A 21411-nucleotide genomic window follows, 5' to 3' on the forward strand; every position below is an offset into this window, starting at 1 on the left:
AACACGCTATACTCCCGCTCTTTTTTCCGGAGCGACGTCATGTCCCTGCCTAGCCTGCGCCTCAAAGCCAACGCCGACCGTCGCCTGCGCAACGGCCACTTGTGGGTCTACAGCAACGAAATCGACGTGGCCGCCACGCCTCTGCACGGCTTCAAGGCCGGCGATCAGGCGGTGCTCGAAGCCGCTGGCGGCAAGCCGTTGGGCATCGTCGCCATGAGCCCGAACAACCTGATCTGCGCGCGTCTGCTGTCTCGCGACATCAAACTGGCACTCGACAAGTCGCTGCTGGTGCATCGCCTGAATGTCGCACTGTCGTTGCGCGAGCGTCTGTTCGACAAGCCGTTCTATCGTCTGGTCTACGGCGACTCCGACCTCTTGCCGGGTCTGGTGGTCGATCGTTTCGGCGACATCCTTGTGGTGCAGATCGCCTCGGCGACCATGGAAGCGCATAAAGACGACGTGATCGCCGCGTTGACCCAGGTGCTCAAGCCAAGCGGCATCCTGTTCAAGAACGACTCCGCCGCCCGCGACGCCGAAGGCCTCAACCGCTACGTCGAAACCGTGTTCGGTCTGGTACCGGAATGGGTCGCGCTGGAAGAAAACGGCGTCAAGTTCGAAGCGCCGGTCATCCAAGGGCAGAAAACCGGCTGGTTCTACGATCACCGTATGAACCGCGCGCGCCTGGCACCTTACGCCAAGGGCAAACGCGTACTTGATCTCTATAGCTACATCGGTGGCTGGGGCGTGCAGGCCGCTGCGTTCGGCGCCAGCGAAGTGTTCTGCGTCGACGCCTCTGCATTCGCCCTCGACGGTGTCGAGCGCAACGCCGCGCTGAACGGCTTCGCTGACAAGATGACCTGCATCGAAGGCGACGTCTTCGAAGCGTTGAAGGAACTCAAAGCCAGCGAAGAGCGCTTCGACGTGATCGTTGCCGATCCGCCGGCCTTCATCAAACGCAAGAAAGACATGAAGAACGGCGAAGGCGCCTACCGTCGTCTCAACGAGCAAGCCATGCGCCTGCTGACCAAGGACGGCATTCTGGTCAGTGCTTCGTGCTCCATGCACCTGCCGGAAGACGATCTGCAGAACATCCTGCTGACCAGCGCCCGTCATCTGGACCGCAACATCCAGATGCTCGAGCGTGGCGGTCAGGGCCCGGATCATCCGGTACATCCGGCCATCGCTGAAACCCGCTACATCAAAAGCATCACCTGCCGTCTGCTGCCCAACAGCTGATTGCGCTTGAACACCGGGGAGCCACTGAGCTCCCCGTTTTTTTTGCGCCCTCCCTCCCCCAGTTTTTACACTCGACATGAGTGCCCTGCCCTCTTCCTACAACTTCTTTCTCGCTGCCTTGCAGGAAGTTTCGTCACGCCCGTCAATCATGGAAATTAAACCTACACAATAAGGCGCTTGCAAAAGATCACTCCGACAAAATTACTGGAATATTCCTACTTAATATCCGCTTGCCAATATCCGATTACAAACTAATATGAAGTTGTCGCAACGAAGCGACTCAACTACCAACAAACAAGGAGTTCACATCATGAAAACCATTTATCTCGAAACAGACAAACTCGCCAACCTGGCCTTTCTGGTTGCAGCCACCGGCCGCTAAGTAGCCTGGACGCTGGAGAGTGCCGGCACTCTGGCGTCCATCAGACTTTTCCTGAGTGATCTGAACCCATGTATATCAATCCTTTTCTTTTTATATTGCCGCGCCCGCCCGGACAAGTTGTCTGGAACTACAAGAACCATACTCAACATGAACTTGATCTTGAATACTCCCATCGCCTCGCCAGCCTTATACACAACCCTGATATATTTGACCCCAACAACATAATAGACAGACAACTTCTGAACGCAGGCATTCTAACAACTTCAAAAATAGACAGCCCGGATTGGGGCTGGGATGAACTATCGAAGATCTATCACATCGGCACACAAAATATACCTTGCGCACATACGCCTCGGAATATCCACGAGTGGTCCAGGCAATATCTGGCGCACTGCAGCGAAGTGCTGGCAAAGCCGGAACCTGCGAACACCCCGGCGCCGCGATCAGTGCAGCCCTTGATTACCCTGCCCGTACCGGGCGCCATTAATGATGACAGCCTGACTCAGGCCTTGATGAGGCGCAAAACCTGTCGTTCCTACACCGGTGCCGCGGTGACACTGAACGAGGTCGGCACGCTGCTGTATCTGACCCTCGGCTATCTTCCCCCGCGCGCAGACGCCCACGCCGATCCGGTCGCGCCGGGTCTCGAAGCCCGCCGGAGCTGCCCGTCCGGCGGCGGATTGAACGCCTGTGAGGGATTTGTCCTGGCGCAAAATGTCAGCGGGCTGGAAACCGGCATCTACGCCTACCACCCTGCCGAACATGCTCTGAGTCGGATCAATGCGCTGCCGGATCCGGAACTGGGCCAATTGCTCGGCGGCCAGCACTTCATCAACAACCTGCCGCTGGGCGTGTTCATCACCGCCAGGTTTGATCGTCTCTGGTGGAAGTACGAACACTCGCGCGCCTATCGCATGGCATTCATCGAGGCCGGTCATCTATCGCAAACCTTTCAACTGGTAGCAACAACGCTGGGGCTGAACACCTGGCTGACCGGCGCATTTGCCGACGCACAGGTTGAAACCCTGCTCGGCATCGCGGGCAGCGCCGAGCAACCGTTGTTCTTTGTCGGTTGCGGCGAAAGCGATGGTTACACCATGTGCCAGGAAATGCGTGATCTGCTCAGCGGAGCACAGTCATGATTCCCACGGCGATGGACGAGAGCGAAGCCCCGGTGTCATGGTCGCTGAAATTCACGCTTCCAGACTGGGAGAGCCGTGCATCGGTACGCAGCAGTACCCATGACTACCGGTTACCGGGCGATGTCGAGCAGCAATTGCAAACCCGCTACTGGTTCCCCCCGGCCTTTGTGCCCTATCTGGCGCATCCGGCCATCCAGGCCAAGGGTCGCGAAACCCTGCACCGCCTCACCGCCAATCATCTGGTGTATTTCCTCGACTACACCACCCTGCTTGAACACCGCATCGTCAACCGCGCGGTGGAAGTCATCGCGCACCGCGAACTGCCCATCTACATACCGTTACCGATGAAGCATGCAGCACTTCAGCTGTATACCGACGAGGGCTACCACGCGCTGTTTTCCAACCAGATTGCCGAGCAGATCGCTGCGTATTACAGCATCACCCGGCGTCCGGTCATTCCGAGACGGATCAGCCGCATGAACGCCTTGATCGCGCGGACACCAGAGAAAAACCGCGCTCTGGCCTGGTTCCTGCTCGGGTTTGTCTCGGAAACCATCATTGCCCGTGAATTGCTGGAAGTGTGCCGCGACACGCTGGTGTCCAGCGTGAACGACATGCTGCGTGATCACCTTGCCGACGAAGCCCGGCACAGCCGGTATTTCGCCGAAGCCTTCCATTACTTCTGGATTGCGATGAACAGTCGTCAGCGCCTGTTCGCCAGCAAGACCCTCGTGGAGATCATTTCCATCTTCTTCGAAGCAGATGAAAGCTGGCTGCAACAAAGCCTGCGTTCGGCCGGTATTGCCGAGATCGACGTGATGGAGATTGTCGGCAGCACGGTAACGGTGCAGGCCAACCGCGCTCGTGCACGCGCTGGCTGCAAACCTACTGTGGAGGCCCTGCACAAGGCCGGCTTCTTTGCATTGCCCCATAACCAGACACTCTTCGCCAAAGCAGGATTGATCGATGGATAAACACAGCCGTGCAACCACCCGCCGACAACAGCGCGGAGCAATCAGCCTGCTGCTGGCGATGATCCTGCTTGGCGTGTTTCCGCTGGATGTGCTGCTGCCTTCCTTTCCGGCATTGGCAGCCCACTTTGGCCGATCGTCAAACGACATCGCGCTGTCGATCAGTCTGTTTGCCGTGGGCATCGCATTTGCCCAGTTGTTGATCGGCCCGTTGTCCGATGTGATCGGCCGCAAAGGTCTGCTGCTCGCGGGCATGAGCGTGTCGCTGCTCGGCGCACTGGGCTGCGTGCTGAGCAATGACTACACGCTGTTCCTGATTTTCCGGGTGATGCAGGCGCTGGGATGCGGTTGCTTCGTGCTGTCCCAGGCACTGGTGCAGGATCTGTTCGAAGGCAACGAGCGTGATCGCCTGCGGATCCTGATGGTCACCGCCACGGGCATCTTCATCTCGGTATCACCATTGGCGGGCACGTTTCTGCAGGCCACGCTCGGCTGGCGCGGCAGTTTCTGGGTGTTCATCGCCCTGGCCGCCGTGGTTCTGGTGAAGACGTGGCGGCTGCTCGATAACAGCCGGCCCGTTCAGAATGGGCCACACGTGGGTTTCATAAAGCCCTACAGGTTGGTGCTGAGCAATTTCGAATTCGTCGGCTGCTGGCTGATTTCCGCCTTCGCTTTCGCCTGCCACTTTTCCTTCATTGTCATTTCCCCGCTGATCTTCATGGAGCAGCTGCAGATGGCACCTTACGATTTCGCTTTGATCCTGCTGATCTACGGCGCCGCCTATGTCTTTGGCGGCCTGTTCGCCAGCGTGCTGAATCGGCATATCAATGCGCAACAGCAGATTTTCACCGGGCTGAGTCTGATCCTGCTCTCGGGGCTGGTGATGCTCTATCTGGCGGCCAGTCATGATCTGTCAGCGGCGACTGTGCTGATTCCGATGCTGATCTGCACGGTAGGCACGACCATTTCACGCCCGCCGGCTACCTCACGCGCCATGAGCCTGTTTGCCGAAAACGCCGGCGCATCGGCGTCCGCCGGCAGCACCATCATCTTTATCTGTGGCGGGCTGGTCAGCGCCTTGATCAGCCTTGGCCCGGCCAACCTGCAAGCGACACTGGGTTACGGCTTCGTGGTGTTGAGCGGCGTATCGCTGTTGCTCAACAGCGTGATTGGCCGTCGCGTCAGCAACCTGCGCAGCAATCCGGTGATGCCGGGAGGCGACCACTGATCCTGCCAGTCGTCATCCCGCGTGCCTCTTCAACGGGGGAACAACGCTTTGCGCCATTCCCTCGCGACGCCAGCGGTGTAGAATCGCCTCATTCATCGCCATTCATCCCCGGCGGGTTTATGAGCTCAGGCTGAGACCAGCGGCGATCCCGCAACGTCATCGGCAGCTTCCGGACACACGGCCATTTTTCGGGTGTTTCAGAGGTCAACAGAAGCTCACTCCCCTTTAGTACGTGATTAGCCGCCCGGAGTGCTCCATGCCAGATTACCGCTCGAAAACATCCACCCACGGCCGCAACATGGCCGGCGCCCGCGCACTGTGGCGCGCCACCGGCATGAAAGATGACGACTTCAAGAAGCCGATCATCGCCATTGCCAACTCGTTCACCCAGTTTGTCCCGGGGCATGTGCACCTGAAGGACCTGGGTCAACTGGTCGCCCGCGAAATCGAACGCGCCGGTGGCGTGGCCAAGGAATTCAACACCATTGCTGTCGATGACGGCATCGCCATGGGCCACGACGGCATGCTGTATTCGCTGCCGAGTCGCGAGATCATCGCCGACTCCGTCGAGTACATGGTCAATGCCCACTGCGCCGACGCCATCGTGTGCATTTCCAACTGCGACAAGATCACCCCGGGCATGCTGATGGCCGCGCTGCGCCTGAACATCCCGGTGATTTTCGTTTCCGGTGGTCCGATGGAAGCGGGCAAGACCAAACTCGCTTCCCACGGCCTCGACCTCGTCGACGCCATGGTGATCGCCGCCGACTCCAGCGCTTCTGACGAGAAAGTCGCCGAGTACGAGCGTAGCGCCTGCCCGACCTGCGGTTCGTGCTCCGGCATGTTCACCGCCAACTCGATGAACTGCCTGACTGAAGCACTGGGTCTGGCCTTGCCGGGCAACGGTTCGACTCTGGCCACCCACAGCGACCGCGAACAGCTGTTCCTCCAGGCCGGTCGCACCATCGTCGAGCTGTGCAAGCGTTACTACGGCGAGGACGATGACTCCGTGCTGCCGCGCAACATCGCCAACTTCAAGGCGTTCGAAAACGCGATGATGCTCGACATCGCCATGGGCGGTTCGACCAACACCATCCTGCACTTGCTCGCAGCTGCCCAGGAAGCCGAGATCGATTTCGACCTGCGCGACATCGACCGTCTCTCGCGCAGCGTGCCGCAGCTGTGCAAAGTCGCGCCGAACATCCAGAAGTACCACATGGAAGACGTGCACCGCGCCGGCGGCATTTTCAGCATCCTCGGTTCGCTGGCCCGTGGCGGCCTGCTGCACACCGACCTGCCGACCGTGCACAGTCGCAGCATGGAAGAAGCCATCGCCAAGTGGGACATCACCCAGACCAGCGACGAAGCCGTGCATCACTTCTTCAAGGCAGGTCCGGCGGGCATTCCGACCCAGACCGCGTTCAGCCAGTCGACCCGCTGGGAAACCCTCGACGACGACCGTGAAAACGGCTGCATCCGCAGCTTCGAGCACGCCTATTCGAAAGAAGGCGGCCTCGCCGTGCTGTACGGCAATATCGCGCAGGACGGCTGCGTGGTGAAAACCGCCGGGGTTGATGAGTCAATCCACGTCTTCGAAGGCAACGCGAAGATTTTCGAAAGCCAGGACAGCGCCGTGCGCGGCATCCTCGCTGACGAAGTGAAGGAAGGCGACATCGTCATCATTCGCTACGAAGGTCCGAAAGGCGGCCCTGGCATGCAGGAAATGCTCTACCCGACGTCCTACCTGAAATCCAAAGGTCTGGGCAAAGCCTGCGCGCTGCTCACCGACGGGCGTTTCTCCGGCGGCACTTCCGGCCTGTCGATCGGTCACGCTTCGCCAGAAGCTGCGGCCGGTGGCGCGATCGGTCTGGTGCAGGATGGCGACAAGGTGCTGATCGACATTCCGAACCGCTCGATCAACCTGTTGGTCAGCGACGAAGAACTGGCGGCACGCCGCGCCGAGCAGGACAAGAAAGGCTGGAAACCGGTTGAAGTGCGCCCACGCAAAGTGACCACCGCGCTCAAGGCCTACGCCCTGCTGGCGACCAGTGCCGACAAGGGTGCTGTGCGCAACAAGGCGATGCTCGACGGGCTGTAAGCGTCCAGGTGCAGAAACAAAAATGCCCCGCCAACGTGCGGGGCATTTTTTTATCCGTCTGACACTGATCGTTCCCACGCTCCTGCGTGGGAATGCCTCAAGGGACGCTCCGCGTCCAGTGACGCGGAGCGTCACGGGCTGCATTCCCACGCGGAGCGTGGGAACGATCAAAGATCGCAGCCTTCGGCAGCTCCTACATGCGATCGTGAGTTACTGGATTTCCTCAGGCTTGACGATCACCCAGTTCTTGTCCGCTGTCACCGGCAAGCCTTCCTTGGCCTGCGCCGCCGCGTGCCTGGCCATCATGCCGTTGATTTGCGTCATGTACTTGTCCTTGCGGTTGATCCACAAGTGAATGCCGCCCTTGGCCACATCGACATCATGGAACAGCATGTAACCGTCGCTCGTCGGGGTATCGCCGCCGACCAGTACCGGTTTTTTCCATTCATCGATATAGGTCAGGATCGCCGCGTGCTTGCCGGCCATCCACGTTGCCGGGGTCCACAGGTACGGCGTCAGCTCCAGGCCCAGGTTGGCGTTCTCGTCATATTTGCCGGCAGTGATCTGTTTGCGCGCAGTGGTCAGCTCGCCGGTCTTCTGATCCTTGAGCAGCAGTGAAACGCCAATGACGTTCTGCGGTTTGACGTTGTAGCCATACTTGGGATCCGCCGCGACCATACGCACCAGTTCCTCTGAAGCGGCGGTCATCACGTAGACCTCGATGCCGTTCTCCATCAGTTTGTTATAGAGCTCCTGCTGGCCGGTGAAGATCTTCGGCGGATTGACGTCGAGTTTCTTCACCACATCGCCTTCGTAATACGTCGCCGGCACTGGTTTGCCCGAAGCCATTAGTTCGTCAACGTAACCCTTGAGCTCCTTGAGGGTGAAGCCGGAGAACACCTGCGCCACCCATGGGTAGCAGACCATGTCGTCGACTTCGCAGAGCCTGTAGTAATAACTGAACAGGCTTTCCTTGTGCTCGGCGGTGTCCTTGAAGGGCATCAGTTTCAGCGAGGGGTCGAGCTTGTCACGGGTAATAAGGCCTTTGTTTTCCATGAACGGCAGCAAGGATTCTTCGAGGTCGTAGCGGTAACTGGTGTTGTCCATGTCGAACACGGCGTAATTACCCTTGTTGGCGTTGGCAGCGATCATCGCGTCCAGCGCCTTGGCCTGATCTGCCGGCCAATGCTTGAGGTCCGTGGCCAATGCATGGCCGGCGAGGCCAGCCGCCAGTGCTACAGCCAACAACGTGCGTGCAATTTTCATAGCGCTACTCCCCGATGCAAAGAGTTCGACGCTAACAAATCAGTGTGACAACCCTCGCCTGTCAGCGACCGCTTGCGTCCCCTGCGCGTCAGTTGCATCGCCGACAGCGACACGCGCTTATTCCAAAAACGACGGACGCCCTGCCATTTCGGTATTAAATCATTGCAAATCAAGCTGTTAGGCTTTCCGGTTCGCAGCAGCCCCGGACGGCTGTTGGCACAGTCTTTACTGGAGTTCTCATGAATCTACCGTTGATTCTCAACCTGCTGGTGTTCCTCGCCTTGCTCTTCGGTCTGGCGCAAACCCGCCACACCACTTGGAGCCTGGCGAAAAAAGTCCTGCTTGCACTGGTCCTCGGCGTGGCGTTCGGCGTTGCGCTGCACACGATTTACGGTGCCGGCAACCCGGTGCTGAAAGCCTCGATCGGCTGGTTCGATCTGGTCGGCAACGGTTACGTGCAGTTGCTGCAAATGATCGTGCTCCCGCTGGTGTTTGCTTCGATCCTCAGCGCCGTGGCACGCCTGCACAACGCTTCGTCGCTGGGCAAAATCAGTTTCCTGACCATCGGCACGCTGCTGTTCACCACCGCCATCGCGGCGTTGATCGGCATCGGCCTGACCAACCTGTTCGGCCTTACCGCTGAAGGTCTGGTCGCCGGCACCCAGGAAATGGCGCGCCTGCAAACCATTCAGAACGACTACGCCGGCAAGGTTGCCGACCTCAACGTGCCGCAATTGCTGCTGTCGTTCATTCCGCAGAACCCGTTCGCCGACCTGGCCCGGGCCAAGCCGACCTCCATCATCAGCGTGGTGATTTTTGCCGCGTTCCTTGGGGTTGCTGCACTGCAACTGCTCAAGGACGACGTCGAGAAAGGTCAGAAAGTGATCAACGCCATCGACACCCTGCAAGCCTGGGTGATGCGTCTGGTGCGTCTGGTGATGAAGCTGACCCCGTACGGTGTGCTGGCGCTGATGACCAAAGTGGTCGCCGGTTCCAACCTGCAGGACATCATCAAGCTCGGCAGTTTCGTCGTGGTCTCGTATATCGGCCTGGGCCTGATGTTCGTCGTGCACGGCGTGCTGGTGTCGGCCGCCGGGATCAACCCGCTGCGCTTCTTCCGCAAGATCTGGCCGGTGCTGACCTTCGCCTTCACCAGCCGCTCCAGCGCGGCGACCATTCCGCTGAGCATTGAAGCGCAGACCCGCCGTCTGGGTATTCCGTCGTCGGTCGCCAGTTTCGCTGCCTCGTTCGGCGCAACGATTGGCCAGAACGGTTGCGCAGGCCTGTACCCGGCGATGTTGGCGGTGATGGTCGCGCCAACGGTCGGCATTAACCCGCTGGATCCGCTGTGGATCGCGACGCTGGTGGCGATTGTCACGTTGAGTTCGGCCGGTGTCGCCGGAGTTGGCGGCGGCGCGACGTTCGCCGCACTGATCGTGCTGCCGGCGATGGGCCTGCCGGTGTCACTGGTGGCGTTGCTGATTTCGGTCGAGCCGCTGATCGATATGGGTCGCACCGCGTTGAACGTGAGTGGCTCGATTACCGCTGGGGCGATTACCAGTCAGGTCATGCAGCAGACTGATAAAGCATTGCTGGATGCCGATGAACACGCAGAGTTGGCCCAGGCTTAAGCTTCTCAGCGACTGAGCGGGCCTCTTCGCGAGCAGGCTCGCTCCCTCACTGAAATGCGTTCCCCTGTGGGAGCGAGCCTGAACTGGTCAAGTAATCCCAGACACCGGTTACGGTGTTTTAGGCAGCTTTTTGCTCCATCGCTATTGGCGACAGATAACTGTTGTAGCTGTGAAGCCGGGTGCGGTTGTAATACACGAAGAAACGCACCATGTCGGTTTCTGCTTCATCGATCAGGCTGTAGCCGCTGCGAGGCACCCATTCTGATTTCAAGGTTCCAAAAAAACGCTCTGTCGGAGCGTTATCCCAGCACTGGCCACGATGACTCATGCTTTGCAAGATGCCATGGCTCATTAGTTCCTGTTGAAACTTGCGACTGGTGTATTGGCAACCCTGATCCGAGTGAAACATCAGTCCCGGCGGGCATGTTCGTATCTGTGTCGCCATGCGTAACGCCTTGCTGACCAAGTTAGCGTCATTGACCAGCGAGAACGCCCAACCAATGACCCGGCGAGCAAACAAGTCGATCACAATGGCTAGATGAACCCAGCGCTTGCCCACCATCAGACTGGTAACGTCTCCACACCAGACCTGATTAACCGCCGTTGGCTTGAAATTTCGCTTGAGTAGATTGGGTGCGACAAATGCTTCAACTCCCCTGGATCTAAATGGATGCGGTTGGCGCTGTTTGCTGACAATGTTTGCCTCTCTCATTAGCGCTCTGACAAGACTCCTTCCCGCCGCTATGTTTTGGGCCTGCAGACCTTTGCTGATCATTCTGGAGCCCATGGCACCCCGGCTTTCGCTGTGCAGTTCAACCACTTTCAGCTTGAGTTCTTCGCGTTTTATCTGTGGCTTGGCTAGCCGCTGAAGCCACTCGTAAAAGCTGCTGCGCTTCACATCGAAAACACGACACAGAGTGGCAGTCGGAAAAGACTCTCTTAGCTCCGCGATCATCGAAAACGATCGGGATCCGACATCAAGAGAGCAGTAGCCTTTTTTAAGATATCGGCTTCCATCTCCATGCGTTTGATCTTGGCTTTCAGCTCCTGAATCTCGCGCTTGTCTTCGGTAATCGCTTTAGTGCCATTGACCGGCTGTCCTTCGCGCTCTTTGCGAACTTGATCCACCCACCGCCTTAAGGCAGTAGGGCCTATATCCAGCGATGCGCAAACGTCTGGAACCGGGCAGTTGTCGTCAAGCACCATGCTGGCAGCACGCAGCTTGAATTCGCGGGTATAAATCTTTCTTTCGTTCATGAAACCTCCAGATTGGCGAAATCATATCGCCCTTAAGAGGTGTCCGGAATTATTAGGCCAGTTCAGCCTGCTCGCGAAGCTGTTAGGCTTTCTCCCAAACCTCAAAGCTATATGCAGGTTTATCGCCCTCTGCCGGATTCGGTACATCCGACACCAGCTTCCATTCGCTCAGATCAAACTCCGGAAACCACGCATCCCCTTGCGGGCTCAGCGCCACGCGGGTCAGGTACAGCCGATCGGCCTGCGCCAGTCCCTGCGCATACAACTGCGCGCCGCCAATCAGCATCAGTTCATCAACGCCCTGGGCCTTCGCCCATTCCTCGGCGCGGGCCACGGCGGCTTCCAGCGACGGATAGACCTCGGCGCCTTCGAGCTGCAGATCGGACTGGCGGCTGACCACGATGTTCAAGCGCCCCGGCAGCGGCCGGCCGAGCGAATCCCAGGTCTTGCGACCCATGATGATCGGCTTGCCGAGCGTGGTCGCCTTGAAGTATTTGAAGTCCCCCGGCAGGTGCCAGGGCATGCTGTTGTCGACGCCGATCACGCGGTTTTCACCGAGGGCTGCGATCAGGCTGAGGGGCAGTGATTTAGTCATGCCGGCGAGGATACCAGAGCCGCGCTTACCCCGATAAGCGCCACAGCGGTTATGCTCAGCGCTCGATTTAGCGACGGGACGCCGCGTGACTGAACTGACTCCACTGCAAAACCTCTGGCTCAGCGAAACCATCCGCCTGCGCGAAGAACACGCGGGGCCGCTGGACGATCTGGAAGCCAATCGTCTGGCCCGCGCCGCTGGCGGCGATCTGCCGAGCCGCATTGCGCGCCGGGCGCTATGGCTGGCCGAGCGCGACGGGCTCACCGCCGCCCTCAAGCACTGGCTGCAAGGCGCGCGCCTGGCGCTGGTGCTGTTGATGATTTTCGCCGTGCTCAGCGGAGCCGGCCTGGCTTTCGCCGCGCTTGGCCAGACGCCAGTGAATGTGTTCTGGGCGCTTGGCAGTCTGCTCGGGATCAATCTGATTTTGCTGCTGAGCTGGGCGCTGGGCTTGATTTTCGCTGGCGAACACGGCGCCACCCTTGGGCGCTTGTGGCTGTGGCTCAGCGAAAAATTCGCCCGCGACGCCAAAGCCGCGCAACTGGCGCCGGCCCTGCTGTTGCTGCTGCAACGCAAGAAACTCAACCGCTGGGCACTCGGCGCGTTGGTCAATGGCTTGTGGCTGCTGGCAATGCTCAGCGCGCTGATTCTGTTGCTGACGCTGATGGCCACGCGACGCTACGGCTTTGTCTGGGAAACCACGATCCTCGGTGCCGACACCTTTATCCATGTCACCCAGGCCCTTGGCTATCTGCCGTCGCTGCTCGGCTTCAACGTGCCGACCGAGGAAATGATCCGCGCCAGCGGCGCCGGCGCACTGGATATTGAAAGCGCGCGACAGGCCTGGGCGACGTGGCTGGTCGGTGTGCTGGTGGTCTACGGCGTGCTGCCGCGCCTGCTGCTCGCGCTGTTGTGCCTGTGGCGCTGGAACAGCGGCAAAGCCGCGCTGCGCCTGGATCTGAACCTGCCCGGCTACGCGCAACTGCGCGAAAGGCTGATGCCGACCAGCGAGCGCCTTGGTGTCAACGACCCGGAGCCGGCGCAACTGCATCGCGTCGAAAGCAACGTCGGCGAGCTCGCCAGTGAAGGCGCGCTGCTGGTGGCGATCGAGTTGGACGAACAGCGCCCATGGCCACCCGCGCTGCCGAAAAACGTCAGCAACGCGGGCATCCTCGACAGTCGCGAATCGCGGCACAAACTGCTCGAACAACTCAGTCGCTTCCCGCCGGCGCGGCTGGCCATCGCCTGTGATCCGCGACGTTCACCGGATCGCGGCAGCCTCGCATTGATCGCCGAACTCGCGCGCAACGCCGGCGCCACTCGCATCTGGCTGCTGCAAGCGCCGCCTGGCGAAGCGCTGGACGGGCAACGTCTGGGTGACTGGCACGCGGCGCTGCAACAGCTGGAACTGCCATTCGCCGATTGCGCGCCGATGAACTGGCTGGAGAGCGGACATGACTGATGCACGCAAGGCCCCGCTGAAACTCGCGGTGGTCGGCCACACCAACGTCGGCAAGACCTCGCTGCTGCGCACCCTGACCCGCGATGTCGGCTTCGGCGAAGTGTCGCACCGGCCGAGCACCACCCGACATGTCGAAGGCGCGCGGTTGTCGGTGGACGGCGAGCCGTTGCTCGATCTGTACGACACGCCAGGGCTGGAAGATGCGATCGCCCTGCTGGATTTTCTCGAACGTCTGGAACGCCCCGGCGAACGCCTCGACGGCCCGGCGCGGCTGGCGCGGTTTCTCGACGGCAGCGAGGCGCGCCAGCGGTTCGAGCAGGAGGCCAAGGTACTGCGGCAGTTGCTCGCCTCCGACGCTGGTCTGTATGTGATCGACGCCCGTGAACCGGTGCTGGCCAAGTATCGCGACGAACTGGAAGTGCTCGCCAGTTGCGGCAAACCGCTGCTGCCGGTGCTGAATTTCGTCAGCAGCGCCAACCATCGCGAACCCGATTGGCGCGAGGCGCTGGCGCGGTTGGGGCTGCATGCGCTGGTACGTTTCGACAGCGTCGCACCGCCCGAAGATGGCGAGCGGCGCTTGTACGAGAGCCTCGCCCTGCTATTGGAAAACGCCCGGCCGCAACTGGAGCGGTTGATCGCCGACCAGCAGGCGCAGCGCCTCGCCCGTCAGCAAAGCGCCGCACGCCTGATTGCCGAATTGCTGATCGACTGCGCTGCGTGCCGGCGCAGTGTGGTCAGCGAAGCCGAGCAGGAACAGCAGGCGATCAGCGAGCTGCGCAAAGCCGTACGCCAGCGTGAGCAGAAGTGCGTTGAGGCGTTGCTCAAGCTCTACGCGTTTCGCCCGCAGGACGCGGCGGCCAGTGATTTGCCGTTGCTCGACGGGCGCTGGGGCGATGACCTGTTCAACCCGGAAACCCTGAAGCAACTCGGCGTGCGCGTCGGCGGCGGCATTGCTGCCGGTGCAGCGGCCGGGGCTGGCGTGGATTTGCTGGTCGGCGGGATTACCCTCGGCGCAGCAGCATTGGCCGGCGCGATTGCCGGCGGTGCGCTGCAAACGGCGCGCAGTTATGGCAGTCGCCTGCTCGGCAAGATCAAAGGCCAGCGGGAATTGACGGTGGATGACGCCGTGCTGCGCCTGTTGGCGCTGCGCCAGCGCCAGTTGTTGCTGGCACTCGATCAGCGTGGGCATGCGGCGATGGACAGCATTCAGGTGGCCACACCTGTGGATAAAACCTGGCGCGAAGGCAAGTTGCCGGAAGCGCTGAACAAGGCGCGCGCGCATCCGCAGTGGTCGTCGCTCAATCCGCAGGCGAAGTTGAATCAGGCGGAAAGGCAGGAGCAGGTTGAGGCGTTGGCTGAAAATTTGTAGCGCTCACCCATTCGCGAGCAGGCTCGCTCCCACCTTGGAATATGGATCCCTTTGGGAGCGAGCCTGCTCGCGAATGCAGCACCTCGGTGCGCAGTCCTAAACAGCCAGCAGTCGCGCCGCTTTCGCTTTCAATCCAGCCAGATCCATCACCGGCACCGCCCTCTCCTTCGCCAACTCATCCCAGCGCCGCATGCGCAAACTCAGCGCACACAACGGATCAGCCTCGAACGCATCCGCCTCAGCCGCGCTCATTATCCCGCCCTGATATTCCAGCGTCCGCCGACTCGCCTCACTCAACCGCGCGTAATAGCCCGGCTCGCGCAAGGTCAGATAGCGTTTGGCCTGGACGTGATATTCCACCATTCGCGCCAGCCGCTCGCTGAAACCTGCCTCACGCAGATAATCCGCACCGAGCCGTTCATGGCTGACCACGCCATAACCGCCCATGTTTTGCGCGCCCTCGGCACACAAATGGCCGATGTCATGAAAGAACGCCGCCAGCACCACTTCATCGTCACAGCCTTCAGCCATGGCCAGTTCTGCGGCCTGGGACATGTGCTCCAGCTGCGACACCGGTTCGCCGATGTAATCGCTGGCGCCGAAGCGTTCATACAGACCGAACACCCGGGCGATCACCTGTTCGTGATTCATGCCTCCTCCAGTAACTGCGCGATGTTGCGTTCGGCCAGCGCCGGGCCGACGCTCATGCCGACGCCGGTGTGCATCAGCGCCACGCTCAGGCCCGGTGCCGGGCGCAGGAACGAAAACGGACCAGGCCCACGAGCACCATAGACGCCCTGCCAGCGTTCGACCACTCGCACCTGGCAGCCCAGCGTCTGCTCGGCGAGTTCGAGCATCCAGTTGTCAATCTGCTCGGCATTGAACGGTGACGCATCGCTGCCGTAATGATGCGAATCGCCGATGATCAGTTCGCCATACGGCGTCGGGCTGATCAGCAGGTGAATGCCGTTGGCGTGCAGGTGCAGTTGCTCACGGAGGATCTGCGCCTGCACCGCTGCGGCTTGCGGCAGATCGGCGAAGGCGCCGTAGTGCACGCAGCTCAGGCCGGTGAGCACGGCGTGTTGCAGGTTCAACTCGATGCTTGGTCTGGCCCGCAGCATTTGCAAGCGGCAGACTTGCGGCTCAAGCGCAGCAATCGGCTCGGCCAGCAGGGTCTGATAATCGTGGCCGGAGCAGACAATGATCTGCTTGCCGGTAAAACTGCCAGCGGTGCTGTGCAGAAGCCCCGGCTCGACGTCGCGCACCAGAGTGGAAAAGTGAAACTCGACGCCCAGGTCGCGGCGCAAATAATCGATCAGCGCCGGAATCGCTTCGCGCGAGTACAACTGCTGATCATCGACACCGTGCAGCGCGGCGCGGTGATGGCTGAACTGGCCGCCATACAAATCACGCAACGCCGCGCCGCGCAGCAGCTCGACGTTGTAGCCATGCTCGACCGCGCGGCCGGTGCAAAAGGCTTCGAGCAGGTGTTCTTCGGCCTCGCTGCGGGCGAACAGGTAGGAGCCGTTGCGCTTGACCTGCAGGCCGGCAAGTTGCGCCCAGTCGCCCCAGATATCGCGGCTGGCCTTGGCCAGTTCGAGCATGATGCCGGGCGGCTGACCGGTCACCAGCGCCTGGCCGAAGTTGCGCACCGAAGCGCCGAGGGGCGTGGCGGTGCGTTCGAATACCGCGACTTTCAGGCCGCGTTTGGCAGCGGCATAGGCGTGGGACAGACCGAGGATGCCGGCGCCGATGATGAGCAGGTCTTTGGGTTGTGTCATGTAGAGGTGCTCTGAATGAGAAACCGCTTTCGCGAGCAGGCTCGCTCCCACAGGGGACAGCATTGCAACTGTGGGAGCGAGCCTGCACGCGAAGGGGCCGTGTCAGTCGATAAAGATCTTACTTGGCCGCAACTTTCTCGGACTTGCCGTCATAACGCTTGCGCCACTCGGTGAGGATCTCGTCGCGATTCTTCGAGGCCCAGGCAAAGTCGTTCTTGATCAGGCGCTGCTCGTAATCAGCCGGCAATTCGGTCTGCGGCTTGGCAATCCCCGGCTGGGCGAGCACGGCGAAGTTCTCCTTGTACAGATCCATCGCCTCGGCGCTGGCGGAGAAGTCGGCGAGTTTCTTCGCTGCCTCTTCATGCGGTGTGCCTTTGATCACCGCCGTCGCTTCGATCTCCCAGCCCAGACCTTCCTTCGGCAGGATGATATCCAGCGGCGCGCCCTGGCGCTTCAGCTGCACCGCCGGGTATTCAAAGGAAATCCCGATCGGAAACTCCCCCGCCGCCGCCAGTTTGCATGGCTTGGAACCGGAGTGAACGTACTGGCCGATGTTCTGGTGCAGGCCGTCCATGTAGGCCCAGCCCTGCTTCTCGCCGAAAGTTTGCAACCAGGCGCTGACGTCGAGGAAACCAGTGCCGGAAGACGCCGGATTGGGCATGACGATCTTGCCCTTGTACTCAGGCTTGGTCAGGTCCTGCCAACTCACCGGTTTGCTCAAACCCTGCTTCTCGGCCTCGACGGTATTGAAGCAAATGGTCGCGGCCCAGACGTCCATGCCGACCCAGGCTGGCGGGTTGGCGGCGTCGCGGTAGTTCGCGCCGATCTTGCCGAGATCCTTCGGTGCATAGCTTTGCAGCATGCCTTGCTGATCGAGAATCGCCAGGCTCGACGCGGCCAGGCCCCACACCGCGTCAGCCTGCGGACGAGCCTTTTCGGCGAGCAGTTTGGCGGTGATGATCCCGGTGGAATCGCGCACCCATTTGATCTCGACGTCCGGGTTGGCCTTCTCAAAGGCCTCCTTGTAGGACTTCAGTTGTTCGGCTTCGAGGGCGGTGTACACCGTCAACTCGGTTTTTGCCGCGAAGGCATTCAGGCTGAAAGTCGCGAGCACAGCAGCGGCCAGGGCCATAGGCTTAAACATGAGCGTTTTCCTGTAGATGAGTTGATCGGGTTTGCAATCAGTGACCGGGCGCGGTTTGCCGCCAGGCCTGGGAGCGGCGCAACAGGCCGCGCGAAGCCCACGCCAGCAGCAGCGACACGCCGGCCGAAGTGAACAGAATCAGGGTCGACATCGCCGCCGCACCGCCGACGTTGCCGGCGTCGTCCATGTTCAGCACCGCCACCGCCGCGAGGATGGTGTCGGGGCTGTAAAGGAAGATCGCAGCGGAAACCGTGGTCATCGCCGAGACGAACAGGTAGCGCACGATGTCCAGCAGCGCCGGCAGGCAGATCGGCACGGTCACGCGCAGGTAATGCCGGTACAGCGGCGCCTTCAGCGACAGCGCGGCGGCTTCGAACTCGGCGTCGAGCTGGCGCAGCGCGGTGGTCGCGGTCATTTGTGCGGTGGTCAGGTAGTGCGCAATGGTGCAGACAATCAGCAGCGTCATCGTCCCGTAGAGCACGTGCAGCGGATTGCCGCTGAGGTTGAAGAAGAAGACGTAACCCAGGCCCAGCACCAGCCCCGGCACCGCCATCGGCACGAAGCTGAGCATGCGCAAAGCCAGGTTCAAGCCGCGCTGAGTGCGGGTTTTCTCCATCAGATAGGCGCCGGTAAAAATCAGCACGCTGCCAATCAGCGCGGTGCCCAGCGCCATTTTCAGACTGTTGCCGTAAGCGAGCCAGCCACCGCCGGCGGTTTCGTTGAACTGATAGTGGTTGAGCGACAGCGACAGGTTGTACGGCCAGAACTTCACCAGCGACGAAAACACCGCCATGCCGAACACCAGCAGCAGCGCGGCGCAAATCAGCAAAACGATCGCCAGATAGCAGCCGTCACGCAGCCTGGACGGCAGCGGCTTGAACACCTGCGCGCGTCCGCTCATCGAGTCACCATGGCGGCGACGCAACCACGCATCGACACCGAAACTGAACAGCGCCGGCAGTAACAGCACCATTCCGATCAACGCGCCGCGACCGAATTGCTGCTGGCCGACCACGGCTTTGTAGGCTTCCAGCGCCAGCACTTGATAGTCGCCACCGACCACCACCGGCACACCAAAATCGGTAATGGTCAGGGTGAACACCAGACAGAACGCGGCGAACACCGCCTGGCGCGTCGCCGGCCAGGTGATGCTGCGAAACGCCTTGGCCGGACTGGCGCCCATGCTCGATGCGGCATCGAAAAGCCGTGCATCGGCCAGCGACAATGCCGAGAGCAAAATCATCAGCGCATGGGGGAAGGTGTAGATCACCTCGCCCAGCACAATGCCCCAGAACCCATAGATATTGTCCGAGAGCAGCCCACGCAGCATGCCCTGGTTGCCGAACAGATAGACCAGCGCAATTCCCGGCAGCATCGACGGCGCCATCAGCGGCAGCAGCGAGATCCCGCGCCAGATGCCTTTGCCCGGAATCAGCGTGCGTTGCAGCGCGTAGGCAAACAGGTAGGCCAGCGGTACGACAATGGCCGCAACGCTGAGGGACACTTTCAGGCTGTTGCCGAGCAGCCAATGGAAATTGGCACTGGTTACCAACTCTTTCGCCGCGAGCCAGCCACCGCCCTGCCCGGCGTCATTGCTGAAACCGCGCCAGAAGATCGCCAGCAACGGCAGCAGCACCGCGAGGCCGAGCAACACCAGCAAGAGGACTTTGCCGCCGAGCACGAACAGGCGATCGCCGATCTCGGCTTTCGAGGACTGTCGCACCTGCTTGTGCGGTAGCGGCAGCGCGAAGTTGCTGTTCATCAGGCGAACACCTGCAAACTGCGCGGCGGCAAGGCGACCATGATCTGCTGGGCGCCGAGGCGCGGCATGGTTTCTGGCGCGAGTTCGGCAAGCAGCGCATGGCCCGGCAATTGATCAAGTTCGAAGCTCATCCGGCAGCGGTTGCCGAGGAAAGTGATTTCGCGAACCTTGGCCGGGAACAGGTTCTCTTCGTGCACCAGCGGGTTGACGTTGATCGCCTCCGGGCGGCAGAACAGTCGACCCGAAGCGCCGTGCGCGCTGCCCTCGGCCAGGCGCAGATTCATCCCGCCGACCTGGGCGTGACTGTCGCTGCTGCGCTGAAACGGCAGCCAGTTGCCCTGGCCGACAAACTCGGCCACGAACGGCGTGGCCGGGCGGTTGTAGATTTCCTGCGGGGTGGCGTACTGCTCGACGCGGCCGTTATTCATGACCGCGATGCGATCGGCCATCAGCATCGCTTCGTCCTGATTGTGCGTGACCATCAGGGTCGTGATGCCGAGGTTGCGTTGCAGCTGACGCAGCTCGGTGCACAAGTGCTCGCGCACCCGCGCGTCGAGGGCCGACATCGGTTCGTCGAGCAACAGCAGCGACGGCGCCGGCGCCAATGCACGAGCGAGCGCTACTCGCTGTTGCTGACCGCCGGATAATTGGCCTGGGTACTTTTTCTCACTGCCAGTGAGGCCGACCAGTTCCAGCATCTGGCCGACACGCCGGCGCACTTCATCGCGACCGCTGCCGGCTAGGCCGTAGGCAATGTTCGCCTCGACCGTCAGATTGGGAAACAACGCGTAGGACTGGAACAGAATCCCGTAATCCCGCGCTTGCGGAGCAAGATGCGAGACATCGCGATCGCCCAGATACAACTCGCCGCTGTCCTGCTGCTCCAGCCCGGCAATGCAGCGCAACAATGTGGTCTTGCCACAGCCCGACGGGCCGAGCAGGCACACCAGTTCGCCGGCGGCGACATCGAGGGAGACGTTGTCCAGCGCAGTGAACGCACCGAAACGCTTGTGCACGCCGCGCACTTTCATCGGCGCGCCGGGGTTGGTCAGGGCAGTTGCGATGGCAGGATTCATGGACGGACCTCAGCAAACGAATGAGGCCAATCCTAGAGTTGTAATGCGTCCGTCATGTGGCAGCGAGGCAAAAACCGCTGATAGTGGTATTCGGGGATTTTGGTTCACTGCAGATCGTTCCCACGCTCTGCGTGGGAACGATCATTACGCAGGAGACATCTCTTGGGCCAAGCCGAGAAAGGCTGCCGGCAACCGCGCACCCTTGCGCTCTTTGAGGCAATACAGATACTCCGGAATCTGCGGCGCATTCTCGATGGTCAGCACGCGCAACTGCGGATCATGCGGCACCTCCTGCCGGGCGATGATGCTGATGCCGATATTGCGCAGCACCGCCTCGCGGATCGACTCGCGGCTGCCGATCTCCAGCAGCGGGCCGAAGCTCACTCCGGCGCTGGCCAGCAACTCTTCGGTCAAGCGCCGCGTGGTCGAACCCGGTTCGCGCATCAACAACGTATGCCCGGCCAGCGCGTTCAGCGTCACATGTTCCTGCGCCGCCAACGGATGATTGCGATGCACCGCCAGCACCAGCGGATCGGTTCCGAGCACCCGGCGAATCAACCGCGTGTCATCAAGCAACTGCGACGATGCGGCGACATCAACACGGTAATCCTCCAGAGCCTCAAGCACCTGCTGCGAGTTGCCGATTTCCACCGACACTTCCACCTGCGGCAAACGCTCGCGGAAGGTTTTTACCAGATCGAGGATGTAATACGGCGCCGTCGCGGCAATACGCAGCGTGCCCTGCACCTGACCGCTGTTGCGCAGGAAGAACTCGATGTCCGCCTCTTGCTGCAACAGGGTCTTGACCATCGGCAGCAGCCGCGCGCCTTCGTCACTGACGCTTAAACGGCGCCCGCCACGGTAGAACAGTTCCACCGAATACTGACTCTCCAGATTGCGGATCTGCGTGGTCACGGTCGGTTGGCTGAGGCCGAGCTTTTTCGCCGCCAGCGTGATGCTGCCCAGGCGGGCGACCATGTAAAACGCTTTCAGCTCGGCACTCAGCACAACCAT

At 60.9% G+C, this 21411-nt stretch carries 18 protein-coding genes; 8 read left to right on the forward strand and 10 right to left on the reverse strand.

From position 1 onward, the window contains the following. The first annotated feature begins 39 nt into the window (after positions 1–39). From OC605_RS06280 to ilvD, 5 genes are all read left to right on the forward strand, one after another. Positions 40–1236: a class I SAM-dependent rRNA methyltransferase gene (locus OC605_RS06280; RefSeq protein WP_016772700.1), complete on the forward strand. Its 1197-nt coding sequence runs from the start codon at positions 40–42 to the stop codon at positions 1234–1236. Positions 1237–1686: 450 nt separating this feature from the next. Beyond that, complete coding sequence (locus tag OC605_RS06285; protein WP_262136519.1) at positions 1687–2760, forward strand: SagB/ThcOx family dehydrogenase; 1074 nt, start codon at positions 1687–1689, stop codon at positions 2758–2760. Then, on the forward strand, positions 2757–3734 hold the full coding sequence (locus tag OC605_RS06290; RefSeq protein ID WP_122698603.1) for a diiron oxygenase: 978 nt from the start codon (positions 2757–2759) through the stop codon (positions 3732–3734). Before OC605_RS06285 ends, OC605_RS06290 begins: the two co-directional genes overlap by 4 nt. After that, complete coding sequence (locus tag OC605_RS06295; protein ID WP_186569327.1) at positions 3727–4959, forward strand: MFS transporter; 1233 nt, start codon at positions 3727–3729, stop codon at positions 4957–4959. The genes OC605_RS06290 and OC605_RS06295 overlap by 8 nt, the downstream gene beginning before the upstream one ends. 256 nt (positions 4960–5215) lie before the next feature. Beyond that, positions 5216–7057, forward strand: coding sequence for a dihydroxy-acid dehydratase (ilvD, locus tag OC605_RS06300; RefSeq protein ID WP_262136520.1), 1842 nt, complete (start codon positions 5216–5218; stop codon positions 7055–7057). 210 nt (positions 7058–7267) lie between these two features. On the opposite strand, the gene OC605_RS06305 is transcribed toward ilvD, so the two are convergent. Next, positions 7268–8323 carry a haloacid dehalogenase-like hydrolase gene (locus tag OC605_RS06305; protein ID WP_262136521.1) on the reverse strand — a complete coding sequence of 352 codons (1056 nt, stop codon included), beginning with the start codon at positions 8321–8323 and terminating at the stop codon, positions 7268–7270. Between the two features lie 239 nt (positions 8324–8562). On the opposite strand from OC605_RS06305, the gene OC605_RS06310 reads away from it, so the two are divergent. Further along, positions 8563–9954 carry an L-cystine transporter gene (locus OC605_RS06310; protein ID WP_262136522.1) on the forward strand — a complete coding sequence of 464 codons (1392 nt, stop codon included), beginning with the start codon at positions 8563–8565 and terminating at the stop codon, positions 9952–9954. Positions 9955–10072: 118 nt separating this feature from the next. On the opposite strand, the gene OC605_RS06315 is transcribed toward OC605_RS06310, so the two are convergent. The 3 genes from OC605_RS06315 to OC605_RS06325 all read right to left on the reverse strand — a co-directional run bounded on the left by OC605_RS06315 (position 10073) and on the right by OC605_RS06325 (position 11806). After that, positions 10073–10909, reverse strand: a complete 837-nt coding sequence (locus tag OC605_RS06315; RefSeq protein ID WP_241196157.1) for an IS3 family transposase — start codon at positions 10907–10909, stop codon at positions 10073–10075. Further along, entirely contained in the window at positions 10906–11211 is a 306-nt protein-coding gene (locus OC605_RS06320; RefSeq protein WP_225927690.1) for a transposase, read from the reverse strand. The genes OC605_RS06315 and OC605_RS06320 overlap by 4 nt, the downstream gene beginning before the upstream one ends. Before the next feature lie 82 nt (positions 11212–11293). Continuing rightward, a complete protein-coding gene (locus OC605_RS06325; RefSeq protein WP_262136523.1) occupies positions 11294–11806 on the reverse strand; it encodes a dihydrofolate reductase in 513 nt (170 codons plus the stop codon). Between the two features lie 85 nt (positions 11807–11891). On the opposite strand from OC605_RS06325, the gene OC605_RS06330 reads away from it, so the two are divergent. Both OC605_RS06330 and OC605_RS06335 read left to right on the forward strand, forming a co-directional pair. Next, positions 11892–13265, forward strand: coding sequence for a DUF2868 domain-containing protein (locus OC605_RS06330; RefSeq protein ID WP_133335864.1), 1374 nt, complete (start codon positions 11892–11894; stop codon positions 13263–13265). Continuing rightward, complete coding sequence (locus OC605_RS06335; protein WP_076564462.1) at positions 13258–14634, forward strand: GTPase/DUF3482 domain-containing protein; 1377 nt, start codon at positions 13258–13260, stop codon at positions 14632–14634. Before OC605_RS06330 ends, OC605_RS06335 begins: the two co-directional genes overlap by 8 nt. Positions 14635–14730: 96 nt before the next feature. On the opposite strand, the gene OC605_RS06340 is transcribed toward OC605_RS06335, so the two are convergent. From OC605_RS06340 to OC605_RS06365, 6 genes are all read right to left on the reverse strand, one after another. Beyond that, positions 14731–15285: a phosphonate degradation HD-domain oxygenase gene (locus tag OC605_RS06340; RefSeq protein ID WP_262136524.1), complete on the reverse strand. Its 555-nt coding sequence runs from the start codon at positions 15283–15285 to the stop codon at positions 14731–14733. Next, a complete protein-coding gene (locus OC605_RS06345; RefSeq protein ID WP_262136525.1) occupies positions 15282–16415 on the reverse strand; it encodes a TIGR03364 family FAD-dependent oxidoreductase in 1134 nt (377 codons plus the stop codon). Before OC605_RS06345 ends, OC605_RS06340 begins: the two co-directional genes overlap by 4 nt. A gap of 118 nt (positions 16416–16533) precedes the next feature. Next, a complete protein-coding gene (locus tag OC605_RS06350; protein ID WP_034153698.1) occupies positions 16534–17559 on the reverse strand; it encodes a putative 2-aminoethylphosphonate ABC transporter substrate-binding protein in 1026 nt (341 codons plus the stop codon). Between the two features lie 37 nt (positions 17560–17596). After that, positions 17597–19321 carry a putative 2-aminoethylphosphonate ABC transporter permease subunit gene (locus OC605_RS06355; RefSeq protein ID WP_186569335.1) on the reverse strand — a complete coding sequence of 575 codons (1725 nt, stop codon included), beginning with the start codon at positions 19319–19321 and terminating at the stop codon, positions 17597–17599. Further along, the gene (locus OC605_RS06360) at positions 19321–20397 is read right to left on the reverse strand and encodes a putative 2-aminoethylphosphonate ABC transporter ATP-binding protein (protein WP_262136526.1); all 1077 of its coding nucleotides are present in this window, start codon (positions 20395–20397) and stop codon (positions 19321–19323) included. Before OC605_RS06360 ends, OC605_RS06355 begins: the two co-directional genes overlap by 1 nt. Before the next feature lie 144 nt (positions 20398–20541). Then, positions 20542–21405, reverse strand: a complete 864-nt coding sequence (locus OC605_RS06365) for a LysR family transcriptional regulator (protein ID WP_122698648.1) — start codon at positions 21403–21405, stop codon at positions 20542–20544. Positions 21406–21411 lie beyond the last annotated feature (6 nt).

This window comes from Pseudomonas sp. Marseille-Q5117 (genome assembly GCF_946901175.1).
Lineage (GTDB): Bacteria > Pseudomonadota > Gammaproteobacteria > Pseudomonadales > Pseudomonadaceae > Aquipseudomonas > Aquipseudomonas iranensis.